Origin of the sequence: Lysinibacillus sp. FSL P2-0066, assembly GCF_037969495.1 — a bacterium.
GTDB lineage: Bacteria > Bacillota > Bacilli > Bacillales_A > Planococcaceae > Lysinibacillus > Lysinibacillus boronitolerans.
This window is the reverse complement of the sequence record NZ_CP150202.1, coordinates 3,726,178-3,741,917: the sequence shown is the minus strand read 5'-3', so window position 1 is coordinate 3,741,917 and position 15,740 is coordinate 3,726,178. Positions and strand designations below refer to the sequence as shown.

The 15,740-nt window shown below is 38.1% G+C and carries 13 protein-coding genes and 1 other annotated feature; of the genes, 8 read left to right on the top strand and 5 right to left on the bottom strand.

Features of this window, described 5'->3' with window-relative positions; genetic code table 11:
• Nucleotides 1-23 precede the first annotated feature (23 nt).
• From MKZ14_RS18570 to MKZ14_RS18560, 3 genes are all read left to right on the top strand, one after another.
• Complete coding sequence (locus MKZ14_RS18570; RefSeq protein ID WP_036075867.1) at nt 24-1,214, top strand: MBL fold metallo-hydrolase; 1,191 nt, start codon at nt 24-26, stop codon at nt 1,212-1,214.
• Nucleotides 1,201-1,449 (top strand): DUF3006 domain-containing protein, encoded by a 249-nt coding sequence (locus MKZ14_RS18565; RefSeq protein ID WP_339280330.1) that lies wholly within the window; start codon nt 1,201-1,203, stop codon nt 1,447-1,449. The genes MKZ14_RS18570 and MKZ14_RS18565 overlap by 14 nt, the downstream gene beginning before the upstream one ends.
• 131 nt (nt 1,450-1,580) lie before the next feature.
• Entirely contained in the window at nt 1,581-2,369 is a 789-nt protein-coding gene (locus MKZ14_RS18560; protein WP_339280329.1) for an HAD family hydrolase, read from the top strand.
• Between the two features lie 44 nt (nt 2,370-2,413).
• Here the strand turns inward: MKZ14_RS18560 and MKZ14_RS18555 are convergent, their stop codons facing one another.
• The 3 genes from MKZ14_RS18555 to serA form a co-directional block, all read right to left on the bottom strand.
• A complete protein-coding gene (locus MKZ14_RS18555; RefSeq protein WP_339280328.1) occupies nt 2,414-3,337 on the bottom strand; it encodes a hypothetical protein in 924 nt (307 codons plus the stop codon).
• Nucleotides 3,327-3,821 carry an RNA polymerase sigma factor gene (locus tag MKZ14_RS18550; RefSeq protein ID WP_036075861.1) on the bottom strand — a complete coding sequence of 165 codons (495 nt, stop codon included), beginning with the start codon at nt 3,819-3,821 and terminating at the stop codon, nt 3,327-3,329. Before MKZ14_RS18550 ends, MKZ14_RS18555 begins: the two co-directional genes overlap by 11 nt.
• A gap of 106 nt (nt 3,822-3,927) precedes the next feature.
• On the bottom strand, nt 3,928-5,541 hold the full coding sequence (gene serA, locus MKZ14_RS18545; protein WP_339280327.1) for a phosphoglycerate dehydrogenase: 1,614 nt from the start codon (nt 5,539-5,541) through the stop codon (nt 3,928-3,930).
• 163 nt (nt 5,542-5,704) lie between these two features.
• Nucleotides 5,705-5,946 (bottom strand) — a binding site (T-box leader).
• 403 nt (nt 5,947-6,349) lie between these two features.
• Here serA and MKZ14_RS18540 point away from each other — a divergent pair.
• Nucleotides 6,350-7,999 carry an FAD-binding dehydrogenase gene (locus MKZ14_RS18540; protein WP_036075857.1) on the top strand — a complete coding sequence of 550 codons (1,650 nt, stop codon included), beginning with the start codon at nt 6,350-6,352 and terminating at the stop codon, nt 7,997-7,999.
• A gap of 181 nt (nt 8,000-8,180) precedes the next feature.
• On the opposite strand, the gene MKZ14_RS18535 is transcribed toward MKZ14_RS18540, so the two are convergent.
• Nucleotides 8,181-9,152 carry a rhodanese-related sulfurtransferase gene (locus tag MKZ14_RS18535; RefSeq protein WP_339280325.1) on the bottom strand — a complete coding sequence of 324 codons (972 nt, stop codon included), beginning with the start codon at nt 9,150-9,152 and terminating at the stop codon, nt 8,181-8,183.
• A gap of 137 nt (nt 9,153-9,289) precedes the next feature.
• On the opposite strand from MKZ14_RS18535, the gene MKZ14_RS18530 reads away from it, so the two are divergent.
• Nucleotides 9,290-10,072: an enoyl-CoA hydratase gene (locus MKZ14_RS18530; RefSeq protein ID WP_016992106.1), complete on the top strand. Its 783-nt coding sequence runs from the start codon at nt 9,290-9,292 to the stop codon at nt 10,070-10,072.
• A gap of 52 nt (nt 10,073-10,124) precedes the next feature.
• On the opposite strand, the gene MKZ14_RS18525 is transcribed toward MKZ14_RS18530, so the two are convergent.
• Nucleotides 10,125-10,310 carry a YhzD family protein gene (locus MKZ14_RS18525; RefSeq protein WP_036075853.1) on the bottom strand — a complete coding sequence of 62 codons (186 nt, stop codon included), beginning with the start codon at nt 10,308-10,310 and terminating at the stop codon, nt 10,125-10,127.
• 257 nt (nt 10,311-10,567) lie between these two features.
• Between MKZ14_RS18525 and MKZ14_RS18520 the strand changes: the two genes are divergently transcribed.
• Genes MKZ14_RS18520 through yhaM form a run of 3 tightly spaced genes read left to right on the top strand, consistent with a single transcriptional unit; the run spans nt 10,568 to nt 15,607 of the window.
• The gene (locus tag MKZ14_RS18520) at nt 10,568-11,782 is read left to right on the top strand and encodes a DNA repair exonuclease (protein WP_016992104.1); all 1,215 of its coding nucleotides are present in this window, start codon (nt 10,568-10,570) and stop codon (nt 11,780-11,782) included.
• 4 nt (nt 11,783-11,786) lie between these two features.
• Complete coding sequence (locus tag MKZ14_RS18515; protein ID WP_036075851.1) at nt 11,787-14,675, top strand: AAA family ATPase; 2,889 nt, start codon at nt 11,787-11,789, stop codon at nt 14,673-14,675.
• Nucleotides 14,672-15,607, top strand: a complete 936-nt coding sequence (gene yhaM, locus MKZ14_RS18510) for a 3'-5' exoribonuclease YhaM (RefSeq protein WP_036075849.1) — start codon at nt 14,672-14,674, stop codon at nt 15,605-15,607. The genes MKZ14_RS18515 and yhaM overlap by 4 nt, the downstream gene beginning before the upstream one ends.
• Nucleotides 15,608-15,740: the final 133 nt, after the last annotated feature.

Genomic DNA, 15,740 nt, shown 5'->3' with positions numbered 1-15,740 from the left:
GAAAATAGAAAGGAAGTTAGTAGATGAAAAAAATAATAGTATTACTCCTTTGTATTTTTTTATTAGCTGGCTGTACTGAGGCAGTCAAGACAGAGAAAATTCATGTAACAGCTGGTCATGAAATGCAGGTTCATTTTATTGATGTGGGGCAGGGGGATTCTATACTGATTGAATCACCAAGTGGTAAAACGATGCTTATAGATGGGGGAGTGAAGGGCGCAGGACAACAGATTGTTTCTTATTTAAAAGAACTTGGAATAAATAAGCTTGATATTGTGGTAGCGACACACCCAGATGCTGATCATATTGGGGGGCTTATTCCTGTATTAGATAACATGATGATTGAACAATTTTATGATTCGGGAAAAGTACATACATCGCAAACCTTTGAAGAGATGCTGACACGTATCGATGAAAAAAATATTCCTTACCATGTGCCAAAAATAGGTGATGATATTGTATTTGATAAGGATGTAAATGTGAAAGTTTTAAATGCCAATGAACAGGCTACAGATAATAACGATGCCTCTATTGTCTTAAAAATGACTTATGGGGATGTCTCTTTTTTATTGACGGGAGATGCGGGAGTGGCATTAGAAAAGGAAATGTTGCAGTATGATGTGAAAGCAACCGTTTTAAAAGCAGGACATCATGGCTCTAACACAAGTAGCTCGGAGGAATTCATTCAGGCTGTAAAACCAGAGGTCACGATATTAAGTTATGGAGAGGATAATAAATATGGACATCCACATGCAGAAGTAGTGGATCGTTTGCAGGCTATTGGTAGCAAAATCTATGCCACAGCAGATTTAGGAACGATTACGGTGTCCACAGATGGGGTAAACTATGCGGTGAATGGCAAGGAAACTTCAAGAGTAGAAACGGGCAATAAACCATCTAAAGAAGTAGCACCGACAACAGCTATTGAAATCGTTAGCAAGGATCTAGTTACTGAAATAGTAGGAATCAAAAATAGTGGACAACAAGCAGTATCTTTAAAAGGTTGGCAGCTTATTTCAATTGAAGGGCATCAAGTTTATAATTTCCCTAATCTCTCTTTACAGCCAGGGAAAATAATTTATATTACTAGTGGAACCAATGCGCGGGAAGGGCAAAATTATTTGAAATGGACGACTAAACAAATTTGGTTAAACGATGGAGATGCTGCGCAATTACGGAATGAGAAAGGGGAACTTGTAAGTGAGCTTGAGTAAATACACATTGGACCGTATTGAAGATGGCTATGCGGTTTTTTTAAAGTTTCCGGCAGAAGAGGAACAACTCATTATTTCGCAGTCAGCCATAAACAAGGCTGTGCAAGTAGGTGATCGTGTTCAGATAGAAGAAAAAAATGGTATTTACCATATTGAAATTTTACAAGAAGAAACACAACAAAAAAGAGCAGACATTCAGAGTTTAATGAATCGTTTACGAAATAAAAATAATTAATAGATGACAAGCTGTGAGAAATTGATGCACAGCTTGTTTTTAGCTAGAGGAAATGTGTATAATTTGTTATCCTAAATATTTTGAAAATATGCTAAAATAATAGTATTAATCGGGAGCTAGGAGCGGACAAAATGTCGATAAATACTATTATTTTTGATTTAGATGATACATTACTATGGGATAAAAAATCAGTCAAAACAGCATTTGAAAAAACATGTGACTATGCAGCAACTGTACATAATGTGAATCCTGCTGAGTTAGAGGAAGCTGTTCGCCGAGAGGCACGTGCTTTATATGAGGGTTATGAAACATATGATTATACGGTTTTAATTGGTATCAATCCATTTGAAGGTCTTTGGGGAACATTTGACGACTCGACGGATTCCTTCCAAAAAATGAAGGAAATTGTTCCTAGCTATCGTGCAGCGGCTTGGACAAAAGGGTTAGCTGCTCTTGGGATTGAGGATACAGCGTTTGGAGCAGAGCTAGGAGAGCGCTTTGTAGCCGAGCGTAAAGTGGCTCCATTTTTATACGAAGATACTTTTGCAGTGTTAGATGAATTAAAAGGAAAATATCAGCTTGTATTGCTTACAAATGGCGCACCAAGTTTGCAAAATTTAAAGCTAGAAATCACACCAGAAATTGCCCCATATTTTGATCATATTATTATTTCAGGTGACTTTGGTAAAGGTAAGCCGGACGCATCTATTTTTGAGTATGTGATGGAGAAAGCAGGTATTACAGCGGACGAGGCAATTATGGTTGGCGACAATCTTAATACTGATATTTTAGGATCATCTCGTGTGGGAATGCGTAATGTATGGATTAATCGTGAAAGCAATATCGCCAGCGGGGCTGTGACACCTACCTATGAGGTGGATTCTTTGACAGCGTTGTTGGAGCTTGTAAATAAGCTATAGTATAAAAATGTACTGACCCTTCATGGAGTCAGTACATTTTTTTATTAAAAATAGACATTCAGTCCAAGGTATAAACATGTAAAAGCTATCGCTATACAAAGCTGAACAAGAGCGCTAGCAATTAAGTAACCCTTAGGTTCACCAGCCTTTTTACGATAATAGATTTGCATAAAGGAGTAGAGTGAGAAAAGGCCATAAATAATTGTTGCATGAATTGTATGGTGGACAAGATAGATACCAAATGAAATACCTCCAAACAACACGAGCATGATGGCATTGGCAATAGCATGCTCAACTGTCGCAGCGAAAAAGCGACGTTCTGTATAAGGCATTCTTTTTTTTGCAATCCATAGGATGAAATGCGTAAGTAGGATGAAAATATTCCCCATAATAAGTTTCGTCGACCGCTTCTCATCATAAAAATAGCGTAGAGAGTCAATTGATTCTTCAATTAGAAAGGCTTGCTTGGTTTCAACATTGAAGAAAATCTTGTTATTGAGGACCTTCCATTTCTCTTGTGTACGGTCATTATAGAGAATCAAAATATCATAGATAGTACCATTTTTCCATTGACTAGCGGATATTGTTACAGGAGAAGCGTTGTCCAAATTTTTTTGTAGCTGTATGATAGCCTTTGAATGAGCATAGCATTGCTGAGGAACATAAAGGCAAGAATCCTTTGCTATAAAGGTTTCCTTGTTTATATTCTCCTTTAAATAGATTCGTTGGATTGCTTTTGACGAATCCGTTGTCATAGGAGAATTAGTAGGACGTTGAACAAAAGATAAAACTAATAAAGCAAGAACTACTATAAATAGCAATGATACAGAAGGGATTTTCCATTTATTTTTTCTCGTTTGTTTATTAATTACTAAAGGCTCTATCATATTGCGTAATAATTTTTTTTCCTGCTGATCAGATAGCATTAAATCATCTAAGTGTTGCCATGTCTTCTTATCATACTTCATCCATTTCACCTCCTAGCTCTTTTTTTAAAGCGACGAGTGCTCGTTTTAATGTGTTTTTTACTTTCCCCTCATTCCAGCCAAGAATATTGGAGGTTTCCTCGATGGATAGTCCCTCTATTTTGCGCAGGATAATCACATCGCGATAGGTAATTTTTAGTTTGCGAATTGCAAGATATAGTATCCTGGCATCTTCCCGTTGCATCAGCCATTGATGAGGAGAAGGTGACGTTTGTTCTTCATGCTGTTGTAAAAAAGGGACAAATTGAATAATCCTTTTTCGACGATAATGATCATAGGCAAGGTTACGCGCGGTGCAGCGTAACCAAGCGAGATCAGCCCCTTCTTTAATTGTTTGGTGATGTTTCAAATAACGGACAAAGGTTTCCTGTGTATAATCCTCCGCTAATTTTTCGTCATTTAGTAAGTAATATAAGTATTTAAAAATGGTGTGATTATGTAAGTAAAATATTTCTTCTATGTTCAAGCTGTGCACCTCCTTTTCTTTAAAGACGAAGAACCTTTAGAAAAGTATCATTTTACCAAAAAGAAAAAGCAGAGAGTAGAGACTCCCTGCTTCTTGTTGTTGATAATTATAGGGTAATGGCTTTCACTTCATCAATGTTTTCAAGCTGTGCCACAAATACTAAATCTTCTTCTGTTACAACATTGTCAACCGTTAGCATCATAACCGCTGTACCACCAACCTGTGCACGACCAACCTGCATTGTCGCGATATTGATTTCTTTTTCTGCAAGCTTTGTTGCTACACGGCCAATTGCACCTGGTTTGTCAGTATTTTTAATGTAAAGTAGGTGGCCTTGTGGAATGACGTCTACAACATAGTCCTCCACTTTTACAATACGTGCACCTAAACCGTTTAATAGTGTACCTGCTACAGTGTGCGTTTCGTTAGCAGTAATAATTTCAATAGTAATTAAGCTTGTAAAGCCTTTTGCTGTTGTTGTTTTGTGCTCATTAATTTTCATACCAATACGTTCAGATAAGTAACGAGCATTCACATCATTGACATGATTACCGTGATTTTTAGACAGTAAACCTTTTAACGCATTTGAAGTTAATGGACGAACGTCATAGTTTGCTACTTCGCCAGCATAAGATAGGTTGATTTCCTTGACTGGCTCTGTTGTCACTTGTGATAGGAATGAACCAAGCTTTTCAGCTAATTCAAAGAAAGGCTCAACTTGTGCAAGAAGCTCTTTTGGTATAGATGGCATGTTTACTGGATTTGTTACAGTACCTGTTTTGTAAAATTTAATGATGTCATTTGATACATCAACCGCTACAGATTCCTGTGCCTCGATTGTAGATGCTCCTAAGTGAGGCGTTGCGATAACTTGTGGTAAAGTCAGTAGCTTATGATCTGTTGCTGGTTCAGAAACAAATACATCAAGAGCTGCTCCAGCCACTTTACCTGCTACGATTGCATCATATAAATCGTCTTCATTGATAATGCCGCCACGCGCACAGTTAATAATACGTACGCCATCTTTCATCATCGCAAATTTATCTTTATTAATAAGGTTGCGAGTTTCAGGTAGAAGTGGTGTATGAACTGTAATGAAATCTGCAGCTGCACAAATTTCTTCAACCGTTGCTTTTGTTACACCTAATTCTTTGGCACGTTCATCAGTTAGGAAAGGATCATATGCCATTACATTCATACGTTGACCTTTTGCGCGATACGCTACTTCAACGCCGATTCGACCAAAACCTACAACACCTAAAGTTTTATTTTTTAGCTCCACGCCAACATAAGATTTGCGATCCCATTTCCCATTTTTTAATGTATTAAAAGCTTGTGGAATATGACGGGCAAGTGAAGTCATCATCGCAATTGTATGCTCGGCAGCTGAGTTTGTGTTGCCGTCTGGTGCGTTTACCACAATAATACCGTGTTCTGTAGCAGCAGCAAGGTCAATATTATCGACACCAACACCAGCGCGACCAATTAATTTTAAGCTTTTAGCTGCTTCAATCACTTCACGTGTTACGGTTGTTTGAGAACGAACAAGTAATACATCTACATCTGCGATTTTAGCTATTAATTCTTCAGGTGCTAGTCCTGTGTCTACAATAATGTTTAAATCTAAATCTTGTTCCTGGCGTAATGGGAAAATACCATCCTCACTTAGTAGATCAGCGATAAATACGTTAATAGTTCTTGTTTTTGTTGCAGTAGTCATTATAATTAGCTCCTTTTTTATCATTATTGGTTGGTAGTGGCTTTATCTACGACAGTCTGAAATTTGTAAAATTCGAACATCTTACAGCATGCAAACAATCTCCTTTCTAAATCGAAAACAATATAAAAAGCCTTCCACGCCTTACAAACACAATTATTGTGTTGTAAGGGGCGAAAGGCTGTATAAACTTTGGTTCGCGGTACCACCCTTAATCACTGCTGGAAAATTTATTCTGGCAGTCTTAGCTATATGCGTAACGTGCATGAGACGGATAAGCTTACTTTTAAGTTGTTCGGCTTATCTATTCAGGAGTGGAACTATTATCGTAGAAATCACTGATTTGCACCAACCATCAGCTCTCTATGGATTTTCTTGCGACTAGTGTGTCTCCGTCGTTATATTTTTTGTGATTAAATTTGTTAACATCATAATCCCTATTGTTCACCTTTGTCAACGATATTTCTTAAAAACTTTAAAAATATTGACTTCAAAAGTCTGAAAAATAACCAATTACGAACAATTTATGTATTATATTATTTTATTGTTCGTCTTTTTGGGGAGTACAATGAAAGCGCTAACGCTATTTGAAAAGTCCGATAGTATCAGGTTTCTGTGCAGTTTTAGAATAAAAAATTATATGGGAATTAAATGGAATAAAATAGAGGTTTTATGCTAATTGTCGATGGTGTGGATCCGAGAAAGCGAACGATTTTGTTTGTCACATTTTAGACAAAAATATGAATAGTAGAAGGTAAATAGACTGTGAGAGAAGAATGTTAGTTAAGGATATGGATTTGGGGGTGTAAGAATGAAGTATGATGTTGCAATAGTCGGTGCTGGACTTGCAGGATTAGTCGCAGCTTGTGAATTAATCGATGCAAAGAAAAAAGTTCTTTTAGTAGATCAAGAGCCTGAAAATTCAATCGGGGGACAGGCATATTGGTCGTTCGGTGGAATATTTTTAGTAAATTCTCCAGAGCAACGAAGGCTTGGGATTAAAGATAGTAAGGAGCTTGCATGGCAGGATTGGCAAGGAACTGCAGGCTTTGATCGTTTAGATGATGAGGATTCTTGGGCATATAAATGGGCAAGAGCCTATGTCGATTTTGCTGCAGGTGAAAAATACGACTGGTTAAAGTCAAAAGGAATAAAGTTTTTCCCCGTTGTTGGATGGGCGGAGCGGGGAGGTTCGTTAGCAGGAGGACACGGCAATTCAGTACCAAGGTTTCACATTGTCTGGGGAACAGGCCCTGGCATTGTAAAGCCATTTGTAGATAAAGTGAAACAGGCTATAAAAGATGGATTTATTGACTTCAAGCCAAGACATCGTGTGGATGAATTTATCCAGCAAGAAGGGGAGATTACAGGAATTAGCGGAACGGTGCTTGCTGAAACCTTTATTAATCGAGGTGAAAAAAGTTCCAGATTAGGGATCGGCGAATTTTCCTACGAAGCTAAAGCTGTGATTGTGGCAAGTGGAGGTATTGGGGCAAATTTTGATTTAGTAAGAAAAAATTGGCCTGCTCGATTAGGGACACCTCCTAAAAATATGGTATGTGGTGTGCCAGCTTACGTTGATGGAAGAATGCTAGAGATTACGGAACACGCTGGGGGACGCATTGTTAATCGTGATCGTATGTGGCATTACACAGAGGGGTTAAAAAATTGGGATCCGATATGGCCTAACCATGGGATTCGGATATTGCCTGGTCCCTCCTCCCTGTGGTTTGATGCAGAGGGGAATCGTTTTCATGCACCCAACTTTCCAGGGTTTGATACGCTCAGTACGTTGGAGGCGATTCAAAAAACTGGTTATGACTATTCCTGGTTTATTTTAACGGAAAAAATTATTGAGAAAGAATTTGCTTTATCTGGCTCAGAGCAAAACCCAGATTTAACAAACAAAAGCATTAGCGATGTTCTAAAACGCATTTTACCAGGCCCACCGGCTCCGATCCAAGCTTTTAAAAATCACGGAGAGGATTTTGTGATTGCACATGATCTAAAGGAACTTGTAGATGGAATGAATAAACTTGCTGGGAATGAGCTACTTGATTTCATGAAGATTAAAGAACAAATCTTGGCAAGAGATCGTGAAATGGACAATAAGTTTACGAAGGATTTGCAAGTAAACGCTATTCATGGAGCAAGAAATTATATTGGCGATAAATGGGTGCGTGTTGCCAAGCCACATAAAATTTTAGATACCAAAAATTGGCCTTTAATTGCTGTTCGCTTAAACATTCTAACAAGGAAAACTTTAGGTGGCTTACAAACAAATTTAAATGGTGCTGTTTTAGGTATGGACGGTCAGCCAATTCCTGGGTTATATGCTGCTGGTGAAGTAAGTGGTTTCGGTGGCGGTGGTGTCCATGGCTACCGCGCTTTAGAAGGGACATTTGTAGGTGGGTGTTTATTTAGTGGACGCCAGGTAGGACGTTATTTAGGACAAGGATAAAGTGTATAAATAAGAGCATCGTCTTGATAAACGATGCTCTTTTGAATTGATGATCACTATGCTGAATTTTTTGAGCTGCAAATGACTATGAAATAATCCCCTGAATTAAATTGAATGGATTTGGAATCTTACTTGCCCAAACTACAGGGAAACTATCTTTAATGCATTATCTCTCTAAGTATTAACAATTTGATTGTTGGACCTCTGCAATCTTAGCAATTTGTTCTTCAACCTGTTCCTTTGTCCAACCGTTTTCCTCCACGAAAAAGTTGCGTTCGGCACGGCGACAATCATCTGAACAGCTTCGCATGTAAAATGCCTCATGTTTTTCTTCACAAAGCATTAACTTATGACACGCTGGGTTTGCACAGTTTGTATATCGTTCAGAAGGTTCCCCTGTGAAATAATCCTTCCCAACAATGACATGCTCCACCTGATTAATCGGTACACTTCGACGACGGTCAAAAACAAACATTTGACCATCCCATAATTGACCTTTTACTTCAGGATCCTTCGCATATGTAGCAATACCGCCGTGCAATTGACCTACGCTCTTACCATAGCCCTCACGTTTTAGCCAACCTGAGAATTTTTCGCAGCGAATACCACCTGTACAATAAGTTAAGATCTTTTTATCTGCAAAATCTTCTTTATGTGCCTCCATCCAAGCAGGTAGGTCACGGAAGTTTTCGATATCTGGTCGTACAGCACCTCGGAAATGACCGAGATCATATTCATAGTCATTACGGGCATCGATGATTACTGTGTTGTCATCTTGCATCTGTTCCATAAATTCTTTAGGTGTTAAATAATCACCTGTAATTTCTAACGGATTGATATCCTGCTCTAAGCCTAGGTGAACAATTTCCTTACGAGGACGTACATGCATTTTTCTAAAGGTATGCCCTTCAACCTCATCAATTTTCCACATAATATCATTAAAACGAGCATCAGCCTTCATATGGCTCATGTAAGCATCTGTTTGCTCAATGGTACCTGATACAGTGCCGTTAATACCTTCGTAGCCTACTAAAATGCGACCAAGAAGCCCTATCTCTTTACACAGTGCTAGATGCTCTTCTGCAAAAGCTTCAGGGTCTTCAATCGTAATATATTTATAATAAAGTAATACACGATAGTCTTTTTGTGTCAAAATACGTTACCACCTTTATCTCAATATTCGTCCTTTAATATAGCATAACAAGGAGCATTTTTGCTTAGAGAGAAGGAGTTTTCTAAAAAAACACGAATTATATAGTGAATGACTATTCATATTTGGGGGTTATAGAGATGGAATTTTCAACAATTACTTTAGAAAAATTAGAACGTCGCGCAACATTAACGTTGAATCGTCCGCAGGCGATGAATGCTATGGATGATATTATGATGCGTGAACTAGCAGAATGCTTTGAAGCTCTACAACAGGAAAAAGATATTCAGGTGCTTGTTATTCGTGGAGAAGGAAAGGTCTTTTCTGCGGGTGGTGATATAAAAGCAATGCTAGATGAAAGCAAACCGCTGAATATTGATGAGGCAATGGTTTATCTGACACGTATCGTAAAGGCATATTATCAGCTACCGATGATAGTGATTGCAGCAGTTCATGGAGCTTCAGCAGGTTTAGGATTTAGTCTAACACTAGGGGCAGATATTATTGTAGCCTGTGAAAATAGTAAGCTTGCTATGAATTTCATTGGAATAGGACTGATTCCAGATGGTGGCGGTCATTTCTTCATGAAGGAGCGTGTAGGTACTGTTAAGGCAAAACAAATGATATGGGAGGGGAAGGTATTAACAGCAAAAGAAGCATTAGATGCAGGATTAATTGATTATATTGCACCTGAGGGCACTGTATTTGCAATGGCAGATCAGCTGGTGGGTAAAATGCTTGCATCCCCAATATCTTCCATGATTACGACGAAAAAAATTCTGCATGCACAAAATATGCCACAGCTAGAAAATATCTTAGCATTAGAGGCTGAGGGACAGTCTACAATGCGTAAAACATCAGATCATATTGAGGGCATTCATGCTTTTGTAGAGAAAAGAACGCCTGTCTTTGTAGGTAAATAAAAATAATAAAAGGCGCGTAGCAAACACTTGACTACGTGCCTTTTATTAGCCACTAAACATGGAATAAAATTAATTTACCTGAAGCGTTTACAAGACGATGAGTTTTATCGGCAACACCTTTTTCTTCAATTTGTTGTTGTCCATTTAGTTTAGCAGCCTCATCATTTTCAAAAGTCCAAGTTTCATCAAATAATGTTTCTCCTGTTTTTTCAAAAGCTGTAAAACGATAATTCTCCATACAGACCCCACCCTTTTACTTGAATATATTTCTATTATACATAGAAGATTTATAAACTTCACGGTAAAACTAGTGGATTTTTTGATAAATTACGAAAATTGTGGAAAAAGTGAGGCAATGTTGTTTTTTCCGTAATAGCATTTTTCATCAAACATGAATTATGATAAAATAGAACAAATATTCGGTATTGGTTAATCAGCATATTATTACTTTGGTTTGCACTAAAGAGAGAATTATCTACTATTTGAGGTGATTGGATGTCAGCAATTCGTTTTTTCCATATGGCAGATTTACATTTAGATAGTCCATTTAAGGGCTTATTTGGTCTACCCGAACACATTTTAAAGAAAATACGGTTAAGCACTTTTGAAGCGTTCGATAAAATTATCGTTAAAGCGATTCAGGAAAAACCTGATTTTTTACTAATTGTTGGGGATATTTATGATGGTGAAAATCGTAGCTTGCAAGCACAACGAAGATTTCAAGATGCAATGGAAAAGCTCTTTCAACACAATATCCCTGTGATTGTGAGCTACGGAAATCATGATCATTTAAATGGCACATGGACACGCTTTGCTTTACCAAGTAATGTCTATGAATTACCGGCTGAAACGAGTGTAGTTCAATTAAAAATACGTGGTCAGCAAGTGAATATATATGGTTTTAGTTATCCCGAACGTCATTTAAGGGAATCCGTTATCGAAAGCTATCCAACTGCGCATGATCAGCATGCCCTTCATATTGGTATGCTACATGGCAGTGAGGCAGGCAATACGACACATGATGTGTATGCCCCTTTTACAAAACAGCAGTTACTTGAAAAGAACTATCATTATTGGGCGCTTGGCCATATTCATAAACGACAGCTTTTACACCAAAACCCGCCCATTGTTTATCCGGGCAATATTCAAAGTCGACATCGTAAAGAACAAGGAATGAAAGGTTTTTATGATGTGACGTTATCCAAAACATCGACTGAGCTTGATTTTATCTCTACTTCTGCTGTCGTTTATAGCACGATAGAGGTGGATTGTACGGATGTGGTACACGCCAATGAATTGCTGAAGAGATGTGCAGAAGCGATTACAGCCAATAGAAAGAAGTTTGGCGCATCAGTAGTAGAGCTTCATTTGCAACAAATTGACGAACAAACAGAAGCTTTATTTGAGCATGCAACAGTAGATGCATGGTTAGAGACTATTCGAGAGGCTGAGGAAGGTATTGAGCCAATGTGTTGGGTACAAAAAATGGTGTTGCAAAAGGCCGCGAGATTTTATGAGCATACCGCAACTACCCAATCCGTTGTGAGCTTAATGGAACAGTGGGACAGTAATGAATGGAAGGATATTTTAAAAGATTTGTACCAATATGCCGGTGGGGCAAGGCTAATAGAGCCACTTAGTGAAAAGGATATTGAGAACTTAACGCATCGTGCACAGACATTATTAGCAGAAGAAATTCAAAGGGCGTGATTACATGCTGACAATTCAAAAAATCCAAATTTATGGCTTTGGTAAGCATGAAAATATCTCCATTTCGTTAAATGATGGTGTCACTATTTTTTATGGTTTAAATGAAGCAGGAAAAACGACGATTCAACAGTTTATACTACAAATGCTTTTTGGCTTCCCTACAAGGCAGCAGACACAGCGCAAATATGAGCCGAAAATTTCGACAAAATATGGGGGTCAGCTGACACTTTTGCATCCAATTTATGGTCAATGCACAATTGAACGTGTGAAAGGAAAAGCTGTTGGTGATGTTACTGTCTATCTTGAGGATGGTACAACGGGGCATGAGGAGCTGTTAGGAAAGCTTTTATATGGTTATTCTAGGGCATCCTTTGAAGCCATTTTTTCTTTTTCACTGCATGAGCTACAAGGTATTGAAAAAATGTCTGAAGAGGAGCTAACTCATTTGCTACTTGCCTCAGGTACAACAGGTATTCAGCATTTATCCACCCTTGAAAAGAAAATGGATAAAGAGGCTAGTGAGTTGTTTAAAAAGACAGGTAAAGTGCCATTGATTAATCAAAAGATCGAGCAATTAAAGCAGCTGGAGCGGACGATTAAACAGGAACAGGGAAAAATACAAACCTTTGAGGATAAATTACAGCAATTACAGTTACTCGAGCAAAAGTTAGAACAACTATATGGTACGCAAAAACAGCAACAGCAACAGTGGCAGCAATTAACTATTCAAAAGCAAGCGCTTCCTCTTCTCAAGCAGCAACAGACTTTGCAACAAACAATGACCAATTATCAGCATGTTCAGTTTCCATCAGAGGGTATTAGACGTTATGAACAAATAAAGGATCGTCTGTTACATGAAAGTCAACAACTGATGCAATTAAAGGAGCAGCATCAAACATTGCAGGAGAAACTAATAGCAGCAGTGGATGAGCAAAAGGTTAATGAAATGGCTTACCTTATGCAAAAAGAGGCAACGTGGCATCAGCTAATGGTGAAGGAGCAAAATTTACAGGATGATCTCTTTTTACTCGAACAAGAAATTGAAGCACAGTTTCGTTTACTAGGTGTAACAGACAAAGAGGCACAAGAAAATCTTCTGAACGAAACAGTTTCACTCCAACAGGAGCAACAATTTCAGCTTCAAATAAGTAAATTAGAGGAGGCCGAGGAGGAGCTAAAATTTTATCTACGTTCACTCGATCAAGTACACCAAGAGTTAGATGCAATAGCCAAACAGAAGCAGCAGCTAATGCTTGAGTCATTAACAAGCGAGGAAGAACATATTTTAGCACAGTGGCCACAACAAAAGCGGAGGCTTGAGCAATTACGTGCTGCCAAATCGCAACGCAGTAAGCAGAAGCAGCCTCATTATTTTATCTGGCTTGTACTACTGATTGGTTTCATGTCGTTTGCTTATGGCGTATTTGAAAAAAACATAGTTGTAATCCTAATTGGAGCAGTTTTATCATTGCTAACCTTTTTGTTTATTCGATATGTTAAGCAAGCAGATGAACCTACTAATAAAGAGCACAATTTCCTCCTACGGGAGTTAGAGCAGGAGGAATTGACAGTACAAGCAGTTCTTTTAAAGAAGCAAAGATATGAAGATCGTTGGTTACACATCAATGAACAGCAGAAAGAAAAAGAGCAGCAATACACTTCTCTTGAATATAAAATTCAACAAGCGGAGGTAGAGAGTGAAGAAGCCACTCAGACACTCCAGCATTTTTTAAAGCGTTATCGCTTACAAGGAACGATAGCTAGAACGCTAATGCCCGAATTATTTATGCGTATTCGTGGTGTACAAGAATTAGCAGCTAAACGAAACAGTACCTCAAGTCTATTGCAAGAAACACAGGTAGAAAAGAGCAACATTTATGAGCAGCTTCAACGGGTTTTAGATGGAGCCTATGATGAACAGGAAATTTATATGCATTTACGAACAGCCTACCTTGAAGCACAACAGCATCAGCAGCAAGCACAGCATGCAAAAGATCAGCTAGCCAACATCCAAATAAAAATAGAAGGTGGACAATCAAGAATGGATCGTTATACAGCTGAAATGTACGAGCTATTCAGTGAAGCAAAAATCCAAAATGAACAGGCTTATTATGAAATGCATGAGCAATTTGAACAGAGAAGAAAAATTGAGACAGAATTGCAAACTGTTCAGGCTCAATTATCTTCACTCGATCTTCAACAGAAGAAAAATCTGATGGAGGACACTGTTAACGAGGGCATATTTGCTTTACAACAAGAGCAGCAGTCATTGCAATTAGAAATTGACCAATGTCTTGAACAACGTGCCGCTTTGCTAATGGAAAAAGAACAGCTATTAAATGATGAAAAGTATGGTCAATTGCTTCAACAGTTTGAGCAGGAGAAAACAGAATTGCAGCAGTTAATAGAGCAATGGGCAACTAAAAAAGCTGTGGCAACAGCTATTCATGAAACTTTATTCCGTCTTCGCGAAGAAAAATTACCTCATGTCCTTGCAGAGGTAAATGCCATATTCCGTTTACTAACAGAAGGAAACTATGACAAACTTTCGATTCATGAGGAAGGTTATTTTGTAGCACAGGATGCTGCAGGAATACGTTATCAAATGGTGGAGTTGTCGCAGGCTACCAAAGAGCAAGCTTATATTGCATTGCGAATGGCTCTAGCAAAAACCCTAGTGAGCGCAGCTCCATTTCCCATGATTATGGACGATCCTTTTGTCCATTTTGATCGAAACCGCACAGACAAAATGGTACAATTAATGAAAGAAGTAGGATATGAACGTCAAATTTTATATTTTACTTGCCATGATACAATGCTCAAATATTGGCAGAGAGATCAGATTGTCGATATAGGAGCATTAGCAAATGAAAGGGGAGTGGCGTCAACATGAAAGGGATTACGACGCTCCAAGTTGGAGAAGCAGTTGATCAATTTTTATTAATAAAACAAGCGACAAAAGGTGTTACAACCGTTGGAAAGCCATTTATGTCGCTATTATTACAAGATAAAAGTGGGGATATAGAGGCAAAGCTATGGGACACGAATGAGGATCATGAAAAGATGTACCATGCGGAAGCCATTGTACGTGTTGGCGGAGAGATTCATGACTATAGAGGAAAGAATCAATTGCGTATCAAATCTATTCGTGTTGCAAAGCCAGAGGAAGGAATCGCTATTCATGATTTAGTGCCGTCCTCTGCAACACCGAAAGAACAACTATATGAAGAATTAACACAATTTTTCTTTGATATTAAAAACCCAAATATCTCACGAATTACTAGAGCGGCTATAAAAAAACACCAAGAGGCCATTTTAGTTTTTCCAGCAGCGACAAAAAATCATCATGACTACGCGTCAGGTTTATTAGATCATATGGTCTCTATGCTTAAACTAGGTAAAGCCATTGCTGATCTATATCCAACACTAAATCGTGACTTATTATATGCGGGAATTATTTTACATGATGTAGGCAAGGTTGTAGAGTTATCAGGACCAGTTGCCACAATGTATACAGTGGAGGGCAATTTATTAGGCCATATTACGATTATGGTGAATGAAATTGCTAAGATTGCTAGTGAGCTTGAAATTGAAGGTGAGGAAGTCATGCTGTTACAGCATATGGTATTGTCTCACCATGGGAAAGAAGAATGGGGTAGCCCGAAAAAACCGATGATTCAGGAAGCAGAAATCTTGCATTATATTGATAACATTGATGCAAAGATGAATATGTTAACAAGAGCATTAGGAAAAACGACACCGGGTGAATTTACAGAGAGACTCTTCCCTCTTGATAATCGTTCATTCTACAAGCCTACTATTTAAAAAGCAGTATAAATCAGCCCATAAACTAACATTGCTGTCTAGCTATTCGTTATTAATTTCTCTGAGTCTAAGTATTCATATATTTATTTGTAGTGCCTAACTATTGTACCAATGTGAATATTTATTTTAGAAT

What these genes read in the sequence shown, in the direction of transcription:
- MKZ14_RS18570 (WP_036075867.1), top strand. Translation starts at nt 24, where the DNA reads ATGAAAAAAATAATAGTATTACTCCTTTGTATTTTTTTATTAGCTGGC.
- MKZ14_RS18560 (WP_339280329.1), top strand. Translation starts at nt 1,581, where the DNA reads ATGTCGATAAATACTATTATTTTTGATTTAGATGATACATTACTATGG.
- MKZ14_RS18555 (WP_339280328.1), bottom strand. Translation starts at nt 3,337, where the DNA reads ATGAAGTATGATAAGAAGACATGGCAACACTTAGATGATTTAATGCTA.
- serA (WP_339280327.1), bottom strand. Translation starts at nt 5,541, where the DNA reads ATGACTACTGCAACAAAAACAAGAACTATTAACGTATTTATCGCTGAT.
- MKZ14_RS18540 (WP_036075857.1), top strand. Translation starts at nt 6,350, where the DNA reads ATGAAGTATGATGTTGCAATAGTCGGTGCTGGACTTGCAGGATTAGTC.
- MKZ14_RS18530 (WP_016992106.1), top strand. Translation starts at nt 9,290, where the DNA reads ATGGAATTTTCAACAATTACTTTAGAAAAATTAGAACGTCGCGCAACA.
- MKZ14_RS18525 (WP_036075853.1), bottom strand. Translation starts at nt 10,310, where the DNA reads ATGGAGAATTATCGTTTTACAGCTTTTGAAAAAACAGGAGAAACATTA.
- MKZ14_RS18520 (WP_016992104.1), top strand. Translation starts at nt 10,568, where the DNA reads ATGTCAGCAATTCGTTTTTTCCATATGGCAGATTTACATTTAGATAGT.
- MKZ14_RS18515 (WP_036075851.1), top strand. Translation starts at nt 11,787, where the DNA reads ATGCTGACAATTCAAAAAATCCAAATTTATGGCTTTGGTAAGCATGAA.
- yhaM (WP_036075849.1), top strand. Translation starts at nt 14,672, where the DNA reads ATGAAAGGGATTACGACGCTCCAAGTTGGAGAAGCAGTTGATCAATTT.